Annotated in this window: 17 protein-coding genes and 1 tRNA gene; 10 read left to right on the top strand and 8 right to left on the bottom strand. The window is 32.8% G+C overall.

Annotation, left to right across the window (positions count from 1 at the left end; all coding sequences use genetic code 11):
* Positions 1–7 precede the first annotated feature (7 nt).
* Positions 8–1,528: a RagB/SusD family nutrient uptake outer membrane protein gene (locus DK441_RS10870; RefSeq protein WP_109098751.1), complete on the top strand. Its 1,521-nt coding sequence runs from the start codon at positions 8–10 to the stop codon at positions 1,526–1,528.
* Positions 1,529–1,640: 112 nt separating this feature from the next.
* On the top strand, positions 1,641–4,949 hold the full coding sequence (locus tag DK441_RS10865) for a VCBS repeat-containing protein (protein ID WP_160112048.1): 3,309 nt from the start codon (positions 1,641–1,643) through the stop codon (positions 4,947–4,949).
* A 90-nt stretch (positions 4,950–5,039) separates the two neighbouring features.
* On the opposite strand, the gene DK441_RS10860 is transcribed toward DK441_RS10865, so the two are convergent.
* Both DK441_RS10860 and DK441_RS10855 read right to left on the bottom strand, forming a co-directional pair.
* Positions 5,040–5,113 (bottom strand) — tRNA-Ala (locus tag DK441_RS10860).
* Between the two features lie 78 nt (positions 5,114–5,191).
* Positions 5,192–5,992, bottom strand: coding sequence for a universal stress protein (locus tag DK441_RS10855; RefSeq protein WP_109098749.1), 801 nt, complete (start codon positions 5,990–5,992; stop codon positions 5,192–5,194).
* A 195-nt stretch (positions 5,993–6,187) separates the two neighbouring features.
* On the opposite strand from DK441_RS10855, the gene DK441_RS10850 reads away from it, so the two are divergent.
* The 7 genes from DK441_RS10850 (at position 6,188) to DK441_RS10825 (ending at position 11,478) form a co-directional block, all read left to right on the top strand.
* On the top strand, positions 6,188–6,688 hold the full coding sequence (locus DK441_RS10850; RefSeq protein ID WP_109098748.1) for a GNAT family N-acetyltransferase: 501 nt from the start codon (positions 6,188–6,190) through the stop codon (positions 6,686–6,688).
* On the top strand, positions 6,685–8,013 hold the full coding sequence (locus tag DK441_RS10845; RefSeq protein ID WP_109098747.1) for an MATE family efflux transporter: 1,329 nt from the start codon (positions 6,685–6,687) through the stop codon (positions 8,011–8,013). Before DK441_RS10850 ends, DK441_RS10845 begins: the two co-directional genes overlap by 4 nt.
* Positions 8,014–8,343: 330 nt before the next feature.
* The gene (locus DK441_RS10840; protein WP_370444311.1) at positions 8,344–9,108 is read left to right on the top strand and encodes an enoyl-CoA hydratase/isomerase family protein; all 765 of its coding nucleotides are present in this window, start codon (positions 8,344–8,346) and stop codon (positions 9,106–9,108) included.
* Between the two features lie 78 nt (positions 9,109–9,186).
* A complete protein-coding gene (locus DK441_RS26540) occupies positions 9,187–9,363 on the top strand; it encodes a hypothetical protein (RefSeq protein ID WP_160112047.1) in 177 nt (58 codons plus the stop codon).
* Between the two features lie 130 nt (positions 9,364–9,493).
* A complete protein-coding gene (locus DK441_RS10835; protein WP_109098746.1) occupies positions 9,494–9,916 on the top strand; it encodes a hypothetical protein in 423 nt (140 codons plus the stop codon).
* Positions 9,917–10,215: 299 nt separating this feature from the next.
* A complete protein-coding gene (locus DK441_RS10830; protein WP_109098745.1) occupies positions 10,216–10,668 on the top strand; it encodes a 6-carboxytetrahydropterin synthase in 453 nt (150 codons plus the stop codon).
* A 51-nt stretch (positions 10,669–10,719) separates the two neighbouring features.
* Positions 10,720–11,478, top strand: a complete 759-nt coding sequence (locus DK441_RS10825) for a UDP-2,3-diacylglucosamine diphosphatase (protein ID WP_109098744.1) — start codon at positions 10,720–10,722, stop codon at positions 11,476–11,478.
* A 2-nt stretch (positions 11,479–11,480) separates the two neighbouring features.
* Here DK441_RS10825 and DK441_RS10820 read toward each other — a convergent pair whose 3' ends face one another.
* The 6 genes from DK441_RS10820 to DK441_RS10795 form a co-directional block, all read right to left on the bottom strand.
* A complete protein-coding gene (locus tag DK441_RS10820) occupies positions 11,481–12,446 on the bottom strand; it encodes an ABC transporter ATP-binding protein (protein ID WP_109098743.1) in 966 nt (321 codons plus the stop codon).
* Between the two features lie 82 nt (positions 12,447–12,528).
* Positions 12,529–12,984, bottom strand: coding sequence for a hypothetical protein (locus DK441_RS10815; RefSeq protein WP_160112046.1), 456 nt, complete (start codon positions 12,982–12,984; stop codon positions 12,529–12,531).
* A gap of 602 nt (positions 12,985–13,586) precedes the next feature.
* The gene (locus DK441_RS10810) at positions 13,587–13,850 is read right to left on the bottom strand and encodes an HTH domain-containing protein (protein ID WP_109098741.1); all 264 of its coding nucleotides are present in this window, start codon (positions 13,848–13,850) and stop codon (positions 13,587–13,589) included.
* 344 nt (positions 13,851–14,194) lie between these two features.
* The gene (locus DK441_RS10805; protein WP_109098740.1) at positions 14,195–14,674 is read right to left on the bottom strand and encodes a hypothetical protein; all 480 of its coding nucleotides are present in this window, start codon (positions 14,672–14,674) and stop codon (positions 14,195–14,197) included.
* Between the two features lie 152 nt (positions 14,675–14,826).
* Positions 14,827–15,048: a hypothetical protein gene (locus DK441_RS10800; RefSeq protein WP_160112045.1), complete on the bottom strand. Its 222-nt coding sequence runs from the start codon at positions 15,046–15,048 to the stop codon at positions 14,827–14,829.
* Positions 15,049–15,060: 12 nt separating this feature from the next.
* Positions 15,061–15,408 (bottom strand): hypothetical protein, encoded by a 348-nt coding sequence (locus DK441_RS10795; RefSeq protein ID WP_160112044.1) that lies wholly within the window; start codon positions 15,406–15,408, stop codon positions 15,061–15,063.
* Positions 15,409–15,728: 320 nt separating this feature from the next.
* Here DK441_RS10795 and DK441_RS10790 point away from each other — a divergent pair, with 320 nt between their 5' ends.
* On the top strand, positions 15,729–17,339 hold the full coding sequence (locus tag DK441_RS10790) for an AraC family transcriptional regulator (protein ID WP_160112043.1): 1,611 nt from the start codon (positions 15,729–15,731) through the stop codon (positions 17,337–17,339).
* The last annotated feature ends 28 nt before the right edge of the window (positions 17,340–17,367 follow it).

Raw genomic sequence — 17,367 nt, 5'->3', positions numbered from 1 at the left:
CAGAACAATGAAAAAAATTAGTTATTTATTAATTATAGTTCTAGGTATAGGAATACTACATTCTTGTAGTGATGATTTTTTAGATGTTGCTAATAAGGAGAATTTAACCGATTCTAGTTTTTGGCAGACAGAAGAACATGCGTTACAGGCTCTAACGACTGCTTATGGAGCAATGCATAGCGCGAGTGGGAGTAAATGGGCTTTCTTCGAAGAAGTGTATACTGCAATGGCATACCGAGCCGATGATGTGACCAATAATACAGCAGAAACATATAGCCGATCCCTTGCAAGTTTCTCTAATACCACAGAAGATACGGGTCCATACAATATATGGCAAAGTAGCTATGCAGGTATAGGGCGTACCAATCAGATCATACAAAGAATTCCAGAAATGCAAGCGCTATCTCAGGAAGATAAGAATACGATTGTAGCCGAAGCAAAATTCTTAAGAGCACTATACTATTTTTGGCTGGTAACCGGTTTTGAAAATGTGCCTTTGGTAACCACTTATGAAACAGAATTAGATCGTCTTTTTGTGTCTCAGGTAACTCCAGATAAAATATGGGAGCAGATAGAAAAAGATCTTACAGAAGCAGAACCAAATTTATTGACAGAACATTCATCAGAATGGAAAGGAAGAGCTACACAAGGTGCTGCAAAAGCATTATTGGGTAAAGCATATTTGTTTCAAGAAAAATGGAGCCAGGCAGAAGTCAAATTAGGAGAAGTAACCGGTATGGGATATTCTTTATTAACGAATTATGCAGATAATTTTAATGGGGCTGCCGAAAATGGAAATGAAAGTATATTTGAGATTCAGTTTTCTGGAGATCGTGCTAATGGGAATGACGAACGACAGGTTTTTAACTTTCAGGTTTCTCCTTATGCCTTTGGTGGGTGGGAATTATTCTACCCTTCTGATTGGTTGGTTGAAGAAATGAAAACAGATTTAACTACCGGAGGAGAAATTAGTGAAAGAGTATACGAAAGTATTTTCTTTGACGATCCTAATTCTGAAATGTATAGTAGAGACGCAGATGCAGTTGTTGCATATAGCGCTGTATCTGGTGATCTTAACCACCCTAAATACTTCAAAAAGTATGCTTTTAATCAAGATGTAAGTTTTTATAATGGAACAAACATTGCTTTAATTCGATATGCCGATGTTTTACTAATGTATGCCGAAGCTTTGAATGAAAATGGGAAAACAGATCAAGCGATAGTAGAGATCAATAAAGTTAGAGAGCGAGGCAAAGCTGCTCCATTAGGAACAATGACTCAAAGCCAACTAAGAGATCAAATTCGACATCATGAACGCCCAGTTGAGTTAGCCATGGAATTTGGTATTCGTTGGTTTGATCTTTATAGATGGCAAAGAGGAAGTACAGCCACAGAATCGATAAAAACAACACTAGAAAATCACAATAAACCATTTGCAGAGAATTTTCAGGATAAACATATTTTATACCCCATACCATTACAGGAAATAAATATTAATACCAATCTTAAACCAAATCCTGGATGGTAAAAAAAAACCGAAAGTTGAGTTAGTTATTAGAACTAGTAAGCACCTAAGAATTTTATTATTTTTAGGTGTTTATGCTATTATACACTATATAATTATGGTCACAAACAGTAAAATGATAAGGATACTTAAAGTTATAATAAGCATATTCCTAATGGTGTCATGCCACGACAAAGAGACTTCTCAACAAAATTCGCATTCTGAAATAAGTAAACCATTATTTACTTCGGTTTTATCAGATCATTCGGGGATTCATTTCATAAACCAAATACCCGAGAGTAGTGCTATGAATAGTATGGTATATGAATATTTCTATAATGGTGGAGGCGTTGCTATAGGAGATATTAATAATGATGGATTATCCGATATTTATTTTACTTCCAATCTTAAAGAAAACAAGCTCTATATCAATAAGGGTGATTTTAGATTCGAAGACCATACAAAACAAGCAAAAGTAAAAGGTTCTTTTGGATGGACAACAGGAGTCACCATGGTAGATATCAATGCCGATGGTTGGTTAGATATTTATGTGTGCAAGTCGGGCAAAGGAAAGGCTGAAAATCGGGAAAATGAGCTTTTTATAAATAATCAAAATGGGACATTTACAGAAGCAGCGACCCAATATGGGCTTAATTTTTCGGGATATAGTACACAAGCTGCATTTTTTGATTATGATAAAGATGGTGATCTCGACATGTTTTTATTAAACCATAATGTATCTCCTATTAACACCAATACTCCAGAAGACTATAAAAGTGAAAAGAATGACTTGGTAGGAGATCGATTGTATCAAAATAATTTAGGAAAATTTACCGATGTTTCTGATCAGGTAGGAATCATACAAAATTCTCTAGGCTTTGGTTTAGGAGTTTCTATTGGAGATCTTAATCAAGATGGGTGGCCCGATATATATGTAGCAAATGATTATATCGAACATGATTACCTTTATTTTAATACTGGAAATGGCACGTTTACAGAAAAAATAAAATCATCTATTGGGCATACTTCTAATTTTTCGATGGGAACCGATATTGCAGATTTTAATAATGATGGGCTGTTAGACATCATTTCATTAGATATGGTAGCCGAAGATAATTATGGCATCAAAACCAGTATGAGTGGGATGAACCCAAAAGCATTTAACCATGCTGTCGATAATGGATTTCATTATCAATATATGTTTAATGCATTACAGCTTAACAATTCTGATGAATGTTTTAGTGAAATCGCACACCTTGCAGGAATATCAAATACCGATTGGAGTTGGGCACCACTATTTGCAGATTTTGATAATGATGGATTAAAAGATGTGTTTATTACCAATGGCCTTAAGAGAGATTTTAGAAATAATGATTTTAGAAAATATAAACTAAAACGATTAGAGCAAGCAAAGAAAAATAAAGAAAGCATAAAAAAAGTAATCGAAGAATTAGTTCGTAAAACGCCACAACGAAAAACCCGAAATTATTTTTTTAAAAACAACGGGGATTTAACTTTTTCAAAAACATCAACATCCTGGGGAATTGATAGTCCTACTTTTTCTAATGGTGCAGCTTATGCAGATTTAGATAACGATGGAGATCTAGATCTGGTTATTAATAATATTGATCAGGAAGCCACTATTCTACAAAATAATACCAGGAATAAGAATTATGTTCAGTTTCAGTTTAAAGGAGACTCCCAAAACCCCTTTGGAATAGGTACGCGTATTGCAATACAAACAGAAAAAACAACTCAAATATTCGAAAACTATCCCACAAGAGGATATCAATCTGCAGTAGCACCTGTTATACATGTCGGATTGGATAATAATATCGAGGTACAGAAAGTCACGATAACCTGGCCAGATAACAAAGTTGAGGTGATTAACCACCCAGAAATTAACAAAAGAATCATTATTAATCACAACGATGCCACTCTTACAAATAAAAAAAAGAAAGATGCTGTGGCAGCACTATTTACAAATAGTACAAAAGACATAAATATAATCCATAAGCATATCGAAAATGAATATGATGACTTTGCAAAAGAAAGTTTATTACCACATAAAATGTCTCAGTTTGGTCCTGCACTTGCTGTTGGAGATATAAATATGGATGGATTGGATGATTTTTATATTGGCGGAGCAAAAGATCACCCGGCAGCATTATATACACAACAACCTAATGGTTCTTTTCAATCTTTGGGCGGTACGCTATGGGAAAAAGAAAAAGTTTTTGAAGATGTGTCTGCCCAATTTTTTGATGTGGATGGTGATAACGATTTAGATTTATACGTGGTAAGTGGCGGGAATGAATGGCCAGCAAATCATAGGATGTATCAGGATCGTTTATATATAAATACGAATGGAAATTTTGTTAAAGAAAATAATAGATTACCAAAGATAGCATCCAGTGGTAGCTGTATAAAACCATTTGATTATGATCAGGATGGAGACCTGGATCTATTTGTTGGGAGTAGGCATACACCACAAAAATATCCTTATCCCGCAGCAAATTATCTATTAGAAAACAACAATGGTGTTTTTAAAGATATTACCGAAACGATTGCTCCAGAATTATCTGAAATCGGTATGGTCACAGATGCATCATGGACAGATATTGATCAGGATGGCTTATCTGATTTGGTTATAGTTGGAGAATGGATGCCTATAACAGTATTTAGAAATACAGATCAAGCTTTTAAAAAAAATACCACCTTGTTTGAGCATACCAATGGTTGGTGGAATTCGATTAATAGTGCTGATTTTGATCAGGATGGAGATATGGATTATGTAGTAGGTAACTTAGGATTAAATTATAAATATAAAGCGTCTGCCAAAGAACCTTTCGAGATTTATGCACATGATTTTGATGATAATGGGACCAATGATATTGTATTGGGATATTATAACAATGGAGATTTGTTTCCGCTTCGTGGTCGAGAATGTACCTCGCTTCAAATGCCATTTATAAAAGAAAAATTTCCAACCTATGAAGGTTTTGGTTCTGCCGACCTGGTTCAGGTATATGGGCAAGAAAAATTAGAGAAGGCTTTACATGCCAAAGCGTATACATTTGCTTCTGTTTTTATAGAAAATTTAGGAGATGGAAAATTCAACATTATAGAACTTCCGAAACAAGCACAGCTATCTTCTATAAACGATATTCATATTGATGATTTTGATGATGATGGATTAAAGGATATTCTTGTTGCCGGAAACTTATATCAATCAGAAATTGAAACTCCGAGAAATGATGCCGGTTACGGATTGTTACTTAAAAATAATGGAGGGCATAGTTTTGTTCCTGTTCCGGCAGCTAAAAGTGGTATCTTAATTAAAGGAGATGTAAAAGTAATACGACCATTTACATATAAAGGAAAGAAAGCGGTTCTTTTTGGAAGAAATAATGAGGGATTAGTATGTATTGAAGCTAATCACTAGATTCTAATATAGGTATAATGTCTTTTACTATTTCTGAGTTTTCTAGAAAAACAAAAAGCCTGCACTACTGTGCAGACCTCTGTTTCTTTGTGGAGAAGATGGGACTCGAACCCACGACCTCTTGACTGCCAGTCAAGCGCTCTAGCCAGCTGAGCTACATCCCCAATTTTTCTCACAGAGGAGTGGCAAAGTACCTGTCCCAATGAGCGTAGCATTTTTGGGAAGCTACATCCCTAATATTTTTAATCCGATCCTCTTAAAACTAATAAAGGGATTCTACTATCAAAGTCTTTTTTGAGAACAGCATCTTCTTCCCAAAGCTTTGCAAAGAAACCTCGTTTCCGTCTAAAAACACAAATAAGATCTGGATAATTCTCATTAAGATGTTCTAAAACTCCTTGAAATAAGGTAGCATTTTCAGACGATTTATAGGATGAGGTAATCTCTCCTAAATCTTTGTCAAATTTAGAATCTTCAGCTAAGAAATTTGCTGTTTTTACCTGAAGCAATTTTAAATCACCATCAAAAGTACTTAAAATTTCCTTTACGGGAGTTAACGCATTTTTCTTTTTTACGATACCAGATTTAACCGCCATTAGTATCTTTTTGATAGGCGAAAAAGTATACATTTGAGGAATAATCAATACGGGGATTTCTGTGTTTTTTACAAGACTACCCGAAATTGGACCAAGAAAATAAGGATCTTTAATATCCTTAACCTCTGCCCCCAAAATGAGTAAATTTATAGAGTGTTGTAAATTAAACTTAGGGATAGCCTCAAGAAGTTCTCCTTCTAATGGTAAGGCAATTACTTCTACTCCTTTTTTGTCAATTTTTGCTATTTTTTCTTCTATAGAAGAAGCTGTGATTTCCTTTAGCGTTTTGTTTACAGAGGGAAGACTACCAGATCTGGGTAATTCTTTAAAAACCTCTACTACATAAACTTTTGCTTTGAGTTCTTTTGCAAAATCTATAGCATATTGAAGTCTGGCCATACTAATTGAAGGTTCAGACAAGCCCAAAGGAACCAATATATTCTTCATTAATTATTATGATTTGTGTTTCAGTGTGTAAAATTACAATTTTAGACCTTTTACTAACTCATTTCTTGATATAATATTATTTTTAAAGCTTTTCTAATGATCTAAAAGAGCTTTTTTCTTAAAGTTTTTTTAAATATAACCATTGATTATTAACTGCAATATAAAGTTAGTATTTTTGCTGCTTTCCAAAAAAATATGATTCGTAAAGCAGTATTATCTGATCTGGATGCTATTTACACATTGACTCGAGCTTGTGCCAAAGCAATGATAGCTAATGGCATCTATCAATGGAATGAGCACTATCCTACCCAAGAACGTTTTCAAAAAGATGTTGAGTTACAAGAACTATATATCCTCGAAGAAGAAGACCATATCAAAGGAATTATTGTACTTACTGATCTAATAGATGAAGAATATATTCCCGTAACATGGTTAACGGCCAATACCAATAATCTCTATATACATCGCGTAGCGGTTGATCCAGAATATTGGGGAAAGGGATATGCTCAAAAACTAATGGATTTTGGAGAAGAATATGCCCGAAAAAATCAATATCAATCGGTAAGATTAGACACTTTTAGTCAAAATAAAAGAAATCAGAAATTTTATGAAACCAGGGGGTATCAACGTTTGGAAGATATCTATTTTCCAAAGCAAAGCGAACACCCATTTCACTGTTATGAACTCATTCTATGAGCAAGGTAATTGGTTTTAAAAATATAAACCGACTGGCAATCCCGGCTATTGTTGCTGGTATTGCAGAACCATTATTATCGATAACCGATACCGCTATCGTGGGTAATATTCCCGAATATGGCACCGAATCCCTTGCGGCAGTAGGTATTGTAGGGTCGTTTTTGTCTGCACTAATTTGGATTCTCGGGCAAACCCGAAGTGCAATATCTGCTATTATTTCTCAATACCTTGGAGCAGGAAAAATTGAAGAAGTAAAAACATTACCTGCACAAGCCATTTTCTTTAATGTAGCCCTTAGTATTTTTGTATTGATCTCTACTGTTTTCTTTGTAGAAGAAATTTTTAAGTTATACAATGCTTCTGGTTTAATTTTAGAATATTGCGTGGTTTACTATGATATCAGAGTTTGGGGATTTCCTTTAACATTATTCACATTTGCTGTTTTTGGTATTTTTAGAGGACTACAAAATACATTTTGGCCAATGATTGTTGCCGTAATCGGTGCAGTAGCCAATATTGTTTTAGATTTTATTTTGGTCTATGGGATTGAAGGTTTTATTACTCCAATGGGAATTAGCGGGGCAGCATGGGCAAGTTTAATTTCACAATTCTTAATGGCGGTCATCGTTTTCATATTATTGTTGACCAAAACCAATGTAAGTCTCAAGTTACGTTTCCCATTAAATAAAGAATTGGGTAGACTGGTTACTATGAGTCTTAATTTATTTGTACGATCTATTGCATTAAATACAGCATTATATTTTGCAACGTCTAATGCTACAGAATATGGAGACGAATATATAGCTGCATATACGATAGCAATGAATATCTGGATGTTTACTGCTTTTTTTATTGATGGTTATGGAGGAGCAGGTAATATTCTTGGCGGAAAACTATTAGGGGCAAAAGATTATAAATCCCTCTGGAAATTAGGTAAGCGTGTAAGCACTTATGGTGTTGGTGTGAGTTTGATTTTGGCAATATTTGGATTTATATTTTATGATGCAATAGGAGAAGTATTTACCAGTGAAACCATAGTGTTAGAAACATTTTACAGTGTCTTTTTTATTGTTTTGATTGTACAACCCATTAATGGTCTGGCTTTTGTCTTTGATGGAATTTTTAAAGGCCTGGGTGAAATGAAGTATTTAAGAAATGTATTATTAGGAGCAACATTCTTAGGATTTATACCTACTCTTTATTTATGTAACTTTTTTGATTTAAAGCTATATGGGATATGGATAGCATTTACGGTTTGGGCACTTTTTAGAGGAGTAGCACTAGTCATAAAGTTTAGAAATAAGTTCTTGCCCTTGATCTCTTAAAAAGGATAAATAAGGACAAATAATAATGGAGCATAGATAAGGATTAATAAAATCCCTATTCGTAATCTGTTTTTTTCAAAAAACTCTTCTAACATCTTCTTTATATATTTTTTATGAACCATCTCTATAAATATAAACGTGTTATATTTTAGATAATTACAATTAATTTTTACTAAGAAATAAGCCATTTGATTGTATTAAGATTGTTCATTAAACAATTTTAATACAGGGGTCACCAGATGGGTGAATGATACCAGCCAAAATAATTATGTGTGGTATTTTAATCTTCAGTTGGTATTAGTTACTTTTACTATAAAAGTTACAACAATAATGATACCAAGATCTAACGGAAGTTTATATACTCATATCGAAAATACCATTGCAACGATAGAATTTGGCCACCATGCCAGTAATTCTTTTCCATCAGAATTATTAGCGAGATTAGCTAAAGCTTTTGATGAATTATCAAAGGATACATCGGTGTCTGTAATCATTCTTAAATCAGAAGGAGACCGGGCATTTTGTGCAGGAGCCTCTTTTGATGAACTAATGGCAATAACAAATCTCGAGGAAGGAAAACAATTCTTTTCTGGGTTTGCAAATGTGATTAATGCCATGCGAAAATGCAAAAAACCAATCCTAGGAAGAGTACAAGGTAAAACTGTAGGAGGAGGAGTTGGATTAGCATCTGCTTGTGATTACTGCTTGGCTACAGAAGCTGCATCGATTAAATTAAGTGAATTAACCATTGGTATAGGCCCCTTTGTAATAGAGCCGGCAGTATCAAGAAAAATAGGATTAGCTGCTTTTGAAACTCTTGCATGGGATGCATCACAGTGGAAAAATGCATATTGGGCAAAAGAACAAGGATTGTATGCCCGTGTTTTTGAAACTATAACAGAGTTGGATAAAGAAATACAACTATTTGCCGAAAAACTTGCTGGTTATAATCCACAAGCAATACAACAAATGAAAAAAGTAAACTGGAGAGGAACAGAACACTGGGAAGAACTTCTTATAGAAAGAGCAGCGATTTCTGGAGAGTTAGTACTTTCAGAATTTACTAAAAAAGCATTAGAAAAATTTAAAAAATAACAGAGTCTACGGTAAACCTCAATTTTACCTTTGTTATTTTCTTTACATTACATCATTACAAATTTAAAACCTTTAATTATGTTAAAAAACATTTTAAACCGTAATGATGTTAAGTCATTAAACAAAACAGAGCAATCAAGTATTAATGGAGGAAGTAGTTGTTTTCTTGCTTGTAGACAAGACTATATTAGTTGTCTAGGTAGTGGAGGTTCTAACTGTCTGGCAGATTATATTGCATGTAGATCTACGTGTTAATGATTGTGTATTGTGATTTACTTTTTTAGATTGTATTTCACTTAGCATTAAATGTCTCGTCCTAAAATAAGTCGAATTTGTGTCAACTTATTTTAGGATGACTCATTTAATACTTTGAGGTTCGCCTCGTATGAAAAGGAAAGTTTTCATCATTAAACCTGGATTATCTTCTTTTATGTCTTTTGAGCGTGACCCAAAGGGTCGGGCTATTCACTTTTACTCCTCGTACTTCCTTTCTGTCAGACTGTGGGGTAACCGCTACTATCCCTCACGCAAAAAACCAATAGAAAAACATGCTTCAATTGAAAAGAGAAATTTGTTGTACACCTATATTTTACCTACATTACATGATTACAAATTAAAACCTATAACCATGTTAAAAAACATTTTAAATCGTAATGATGTTAAATCATTAAACAAAACGGAGCAATCAAGTATTAATGGAGGAGCAAATAGTTGTTTGCGTGAATGCAGACAAGACTTTGTAGATTGTAGAGAGGACGGTCATTCTCATTGTGCGGCAAGTTTAGCTGCATGTAAATCTATGTGTTAATATATAATGTATAGTGATTTACTTTTTTAGATCGTATATCATCTAGCAGTATTAGATTATAAAGCGGGTTTGCCCGCTTTTATTAGTTTTTTATAAGAAAACACTCAAAATGACGTTGTTTTCTTATGTAGAACTTGAGTTATAAATAAAAGTCTAAAGAAATAATGGATATACTAAACTTTTTAGGAGGTAATGGATTGTTCCTGTTATTAGGAATTGTTCTGGTTGTGGTTTACTTTATAAATAAGAGAAAGAGACGATAATCTTCCGTAACTTTGTCAAAAATCACAAAGTAAACGATGAGTAAAATTCGTATCACGAAACAATTTTCTTTCGAAACCGGACATGCTTTATATGGGTATGATGGTAAATGTAGAAATGTTCATGGTCATAGCTATAAACTAAGTGTGACTGTAATTGGAACACCGATTACAGATACTTCGCATGTAAAATTAGGAATGGTGATTGATTTTGGGGATCTTAAAAGAATTGTAAAAGAAGATATTGAAGATGTTTTTGACCATGCAACAGTATTTAACAAAAACACACCACATATAGAACTTGCAAAAGAATTAAAAGACAGAGGGCATAATGTAATTTTGGTAGATTATCAACCTACCAGTGAGAATATGGTAATTGATTTTGCTAAAAAGATTACCTCTCGATTGCCCGAAGGTATTACGTTATTTTCTTTAAAACTTCAAGAAACCGAAACATCATTTGCAGAGTGGTATGCATCAGATAATGAATAGATCATTTAAATCTTAGGTCCTTTTCTTACCTTTACCTTTTAAATTATACCTATGAACCTTCCTGAAGGGAAAAAAATATATTTTGCAAGTGATAATCACTTGGGGGCTCCAACATCAGAAAAGAGTTTTCCCAGAGAACAAAAATTTGTAAAATGGTTAGACGAAGTTAAAAAAGATGCAGGTGCTATCTTCTTGTTAGGAGATCTTTTTGACTTTTGGTTCGAATATAAAACTGTGGTTCCCAAAGGATTTACCAGAACATTGGGAAAATTAGCAGAAATTACAGATTCTGGAATCCCAGTTTATTATTTTGTAGGAAATCATGACCTATGGATGAACGGGTATTTTGAAGAAGAATTAAATATTCCTGTGTATCATAAACCCCAGGAGTTTACTTTTAACAACACCACTTTTTTTATTGGCCATGGGGACGGTTTAGGCCCTGGAGACAAAGGGTATAAACGAATGAAAAAAGTGTTTACCAATCCTGTAGCAAAATGGTTTTTTAGATGGTTGCATCCAGATCTTGGAGTAAAACTGGCACAGTATCTTTCTGTAAAAAATAAATTAATTTCGGGAGATGAAGATGTGACTTTTTTAGGAGAAGATAACGAGTGGCTGGTACAATATTGCAAAAGAAAATTAGAAAGTAAGCACAGAGATTATTTTGTATTTGGACATAGACATCTTCCTATGGAAATACAATTAAACAAGCAATCTCAATACATAAATTTAGGAGACTGGATTACTCATTATACGTATGGTGTTTTTGATGGAAATGAACTTAAGTTAGCAAACTACAGCAACTAGATTCATTTTCTTTTCTCAATGATTTCTTCAGAAATTGTAATCCCGACCATTTTGGGAGCGGTTAATTTACTATGATGATTAAAAAAGAGAATGGTATGGTCGAGTACAGCTTCAATCAAGTAATACCCTCCATTGAAATACGCATTTTTTACTCGCACCTTTGTCATAGAATTAGGGTTAACTTCGATCTCATGGGGATAGACAAGAATAGTATCCTGACTATCAGATGTTGTAAATGAAGAAAGTTGTATTTCATTCACTTCTCCAAAAAGAGAAGCAATATAATAGTCAGTAGGATTTTGATATAAAGCGATCGTATCTTCTTGAGTTAAAATTTCACCCTGTCGAATAACAATGGTCTGATCTGCAAAAGAGAGAATATCTGTTTTATCATGTGTAGCGGTGATACTTGTGATTTTATTACGTTTTAGATATCTAAATAGATTTCTTCTTAAAGAACTACGTCTGAAGTTGTCGATATTCCCAAAAGGTTCATCAAGTAATAATAATTCTGGTCTTTTAGCTAATGCTTTTGCCAATGCTACTCTTTGTTTTTGACCGCCACTCAAGTTCTCTACTTTGGTATTGGCAAAATCAGCCATTTCTACAATGTCGAGTAACTCATCCACCCGGCCTTGTTTTAATTCTGGCTGAAAATTAGATAAATATTGCCCGATATTTTCTGAAACACTGCGATAGGATTGTAGCTCAAAACCTTGTGAGAGGTATTTCATGTTTTCCTCACCAGGAACAAGGTTAAAATGCGGTCCTAATATTTTAGTGTCATTCCAGGATAGTTCTCCTTGCTGTACTTGTAAAAGGCCATAAATGATTTTTAACAAGGTACTTTTTCCGCAACCACTGGCACCAATTAAGGCAATATGCTGCCCTTTTTCAATAGTAAAACTAACGTTTTTTAAAACGGAAAGTTTATCATACGCGAAGGATATATTATCTACTTTTAACATTACTCAAATATATTGAACTTTAACTAAAAAAATCCGCTTCTTTTCAGAAAACGGATTTTTTTAATCTTAAGCTTTAGGAGTACTAATTAGCCGTTTGTAAAAACTCTTCTATACCCCCAGAACCTCCTCCATTATTTCCACAAGGATCGTATGTACCTTTCAAGGTAGTTCTTCTTTTATAAACAGTACCAATTCCTTCAAATACTATATTATAGTTTAGTGTTCCGTTTACTTCAAACTCAATAGTATTACCATTAACATTTTGACTTACGCTATTTTGCGTCCAACTCACTCCTAATGTAACTCCAGAAATGTAGGAGTTTACACCAGTAGCTTGTACCCCGGTGTCATTGCTGTTATAAGAAACGTCTACATTATAATTTAGTGTTCCGTTTTGTCTTATACTAAGTGTTACAGTACCAGAACCACATCCATTACCTTGCCCACTTCCATTATTATTATCACAGCTTTCAACTGGATCTAATATTATTGGTGGGCAAGTCATGAGTAATTCATTATTACCATTTAATAGAAGCAAAGGATATGTGTTAGAAGACTTAGTTTTTTGAGAATTAAATGCTTCATAAAAATTAGCTTTTGTATACGTTATATCTCCATTTAAGAAATTCTTAGCTTCTTCTAGGTTTTTAAATTCAATGGGTTCTGTATTTTGTCTTATTTCTTCAATTTGAGCTAAACTTAATTTTTAATCGTCAATACCTAACTCAGATCGTAAAGAGTTTTCGTCAGAAATTGAGTCATCTTTAGAACAAGAGGTTAGCAATAGGGCAAAGCCCATTGCCATAAAAAATAGTTTTTTCATGAGTTTAATTATATTAATAAAATGTTTTTAAAGGTCATCTTCTTCAACAACTTTTTTGTAAATTTTTTTTATCATGCTATATATCTTGTAAATAAAAAAGATGATACCAATAAAAAATACGACATTGAGTATCTGCCAAAGCAGTATTGAAAATGAAAAGGATAAAAACATAATTGTTTGTTTTAAAGTTAATTAGAGATTTGTGAAATGGGTACTAAAAAAATACGTTGTAGTAATTAGTACATTTAGGTTTTATATACCTGGTATACAAACCTTGGGTAGGATTTAGGTTTCTATGCTTATAAGGTCACTTTTTGTTAATAATTAATTATGCGAGTACTTGTTTTACTTTTATAAAATCCAAATGTAAACCCTACAGCTTCTGCATAAACAAAACTCTGTGTGGTAATATCATATTCTATAGGGGCACCCAGGGATTTCATAGTATTAATTACCCGATACAATTTGGTTTTAGAGATTCCTAATCGATAGGCAAGATCTTCTGGTGATCCTGTGGCTTGTAAGCGAATAAGTTGATCAATACGCTCTATAAGTTCAATCTGTTTGATAATGATGTTCATAATGTGTTTTCCCTTTAGTTTATTTTTTGCAATTGTTTAATGCCCTGAGGTCAAAATTTGATGGTTACTGTAGGATTTTCGACCTCTTGGGTCAAAATTTGCCCCCTTTTACTTAAAACTTGTATACTGTTTATCAATGATTTCGTCTTTTTGACCTTCTGTTGGATCTTTTTGATGAAAATTTAGACTTTTGAGGCTTAACGTTGGGTGTCATAAGTCTAAATTTGAGTCTCTGTACTCTAAAATTAGATGTACGACATCCAATTTTGGGATCCCAATCCCTAAATTTGAGAGCTTGGTGCCTAACAGAACGTCTTTTTGATCCATCAGAAGGTCTTTATCACCTATTTTTCTGTATTGTCTGACTTTGGGATACTTTTGGTACGATTAAAAAACTGCTTCAGTTCGGCTACTTTTTCTGTAAAACCAGGTTTCCCCGCTCCTTTACTATACTGTGAATAGGCGTAGTCATTTAAAGAATCCTGGTAATTATCATAATCATGCAGAATTTTGGTACTTTCTAATCGATAAGCCAGGCTTTCTAAACGACCCAATAGGTTTTCTGCAAATACACGAGCTTTATAATCTTTTTCAAACTCTTCCCAGTCTACATCAGGAGAACTAAGCGTACTGCTGTTTTGGCGATAATCCCAAACCTTATTTACAAACAATTTATTGGTCTCATTAATGGCCTTATAGCTCCCTCGTTCTTTTTCTGTCAGGGCTACTAGTTTATTGGTAAACATAGTTTCTAGCTGTTCCACTAATTTTTCGGCCTGATCTCTTTCTTCCTGTGTTAATAGATCTTGAATGATGTTTCTCATTGTTTAGTATTTAGATAAATTTTATTGTTAGTTCTATATTCAGTATTCGATATTTTCCACTACCGGTTCCTGACTCCTCACATCGGGTTTTTTACTTTTACATTTTGCTGTTTTAAATTTTTCGGCTTTACATTTCAACACTTCGATATTCATCATTCAGTATTTGATATTCGTAATTCTTCTTGTATTCTCTGCTCTATTTTGCTCATCATATAGTACATCATAAGTACATCCCGGTCTATTATTTTTAATACAGGGTTAATATGTGCGAGTACCTTAAGCACGATCTCTTGGGGAGCTTTTGTTCTTGCTATTAATTTGCGATGTACCAAAGCTTTTTGTGTAGTACATAGTTGATTATAATGCATAAACATAAGTAGATAAGTTTAAGAAGAGGTATCGATAGGCTTTGGGGGATTACACAAACCATTTTTTAGGTTAAGCAATAGTATATTACGCGCTTTATAGATGAGTTGTATGGTTTCATCACTGGTCTTTCCTTTGGTATAACAGGCATTTATCCAGCTATACAATATGATTTCATAAGGGGTATAATGTACCAGATTGTACATAAATGTATCCATTTTAAGATGTAATGCCTGTAGGATATCAGACATAAATTTATTTTTATCGTATTGTGAGTCGGCTTGCATAATTTCCATTTTTTGTTGAGTCAAATGTAGGAGGAAGAGTGACAGGTTTACAAGAGAAGTAAGTCCAGATTCTAGAATCATTGGATAGAAATTCTAGAATTAAGACTATAGCGTTATGGAGCTAAATATTTTATGACTCCTTGATTATATTGGATTTAACTAATGTTTTATGGGCCTAATATTAAATGTATCTTTGCTTTGTTTAGAAAACGAGGTAAAAAGTTAATAGAGAAACTTTTTTCTAATTTTTAAGGTAATATCTTGAGGAGATAAGACTTATCTAAAGAGATAACTAATAAATTAAAATGGGTAAATATCAAGTATTTTTTTATTTATGTATCATATTACTGTGCCAAAATTTGCTCTACGGTCAGGATAAAAAATCTACTATTATAGATTCTTTGACGAAATTAGATTTTAAACAACTTAGTAATAAGTTTTATAATATCTCGGATACAAGTCATGATAAAGCAGATATGTATGCAAAAGCTTACTTACGAAAGGCTAGAAATAATAATAATATTGTTGAAATAGGAATGGGTTATTTTTTGAAATCTACTCTTTACCCAAATGATATAGAAAAGCGCATCGTTTTTATCGATAGTAGTATACATGTAACAAAAAACATTAATCACCCTAAATTTCCTGTTTTTTTTTATATGCATAAAGGGTATTTATACCATAAGCAAGGTCGATTTACTATAGCTCTTGATCATTATCTTGAAGGATTAACGTATGCCAAAGAAACAAATAACTTGCATTATATAGCCATTTCAAATCACAATATAGCTTTATTGAAAAGAAAATTTGGAAAATATAAGGAGGCAAAATCACTTTTTAAAAAGGCATTAGCTTATAGAAAGACAAAATTAGACAAAGGACCAAATGATTCATTAAGTTACCTTGTTACTCTTACCGAATTAGTAAATACATATATTCAAAATAAAGATATAGATTCTGCTCAGAATATTAATAATGATGGGCTTAGAATTTCTGAAGGAAAAAAAGTAATGCGTTTTTTTAAGTTGAATGAAGGAATAATTTATTATCATAAACAAAAATATACTAGGGCTATTAATAGTATAACAGAAGTATTGCAGCCAGAAAAAATATCATATCTTGAAAATCATGATCTAATTGATGCATATCTTTTTTTAGGAAAATCTTATGCTGGATTATCCAATAAAGAAGAAGCAATTAGGTACTACAAAAAAATAGATTCCCTTGCTCAAAAATCTGATTATCTAATTCAAGAAACCAGGTTGGCTTACTTAGATATTATAGCCTATTATAAATCTCTAGGAGATAAAAATAACCAATTGTACTATATCAATAGATTGTTGTATAATGATAGTATATTTAATAGTAATTATAGATATATCACTGATAAATTAAATAAGGATTATGAAGTTCCTATTTTAATTGAAGAAAAAGAAAAACTCATCAACGAACTGGATACTCGAAATGATCGATTGAATTATGGGCTGCTGATTTTAATATTTATTATAGGCATAATCATTATTTCTTTTATAATCCATTATCAGAAAAACAAAAAGTATAAGATTCGATTTGAAGAACTAATGAAAGAGAAAAAGAAGGAGTCTTTTAAAGAAATAATTCCTAAAAAAGAAGAAATTGGGATTGCTGATGAGGTTGTAGAAATGATTTTGATAGGATTAGATACTTTTGAGTCTGATAAATGGTTTTTAAAACCTAATCTTACTTCAGGTGTTTTAGCCTCCAAATTAAAGACGAATTCTAAATACTTAACCAAGGTGATCAAATTTTACAGGAAAAAGAGTTTTACTCATTATATAAATGATCTTAGAGTAAACTATATTATAAAAGAGTTAAAAACAAATAGTAAATTTCAAAATTATACGATTAAGGCATTAGCAGCTGAAGCTGGTTTTAATTCTGCTGAAGTATTTTCTAAGTTTTTTTATAAAAAGACAGGGATCTATCCTTCCTATTTTGTAAAACAATTACAATCCCATAAAGTAAACCCCTAACATATGTAAAATAAAATATCTCCGCAAA

It is taken from the genome of Aquimarina sp. AU58, from assembly GCF_900312745.1.
GTDB lineage: Bacteria > Bacteroidota > Bacteroidia > Flavobacteriales > Flavobacteriaceae > Aquimarina > Aquimarina spinulae.
The sequence above is the reverse complement of the archived record's forward strand: the minus strand, read 5'-3'. Positions and strand labels throughout refer to the sequence as shown.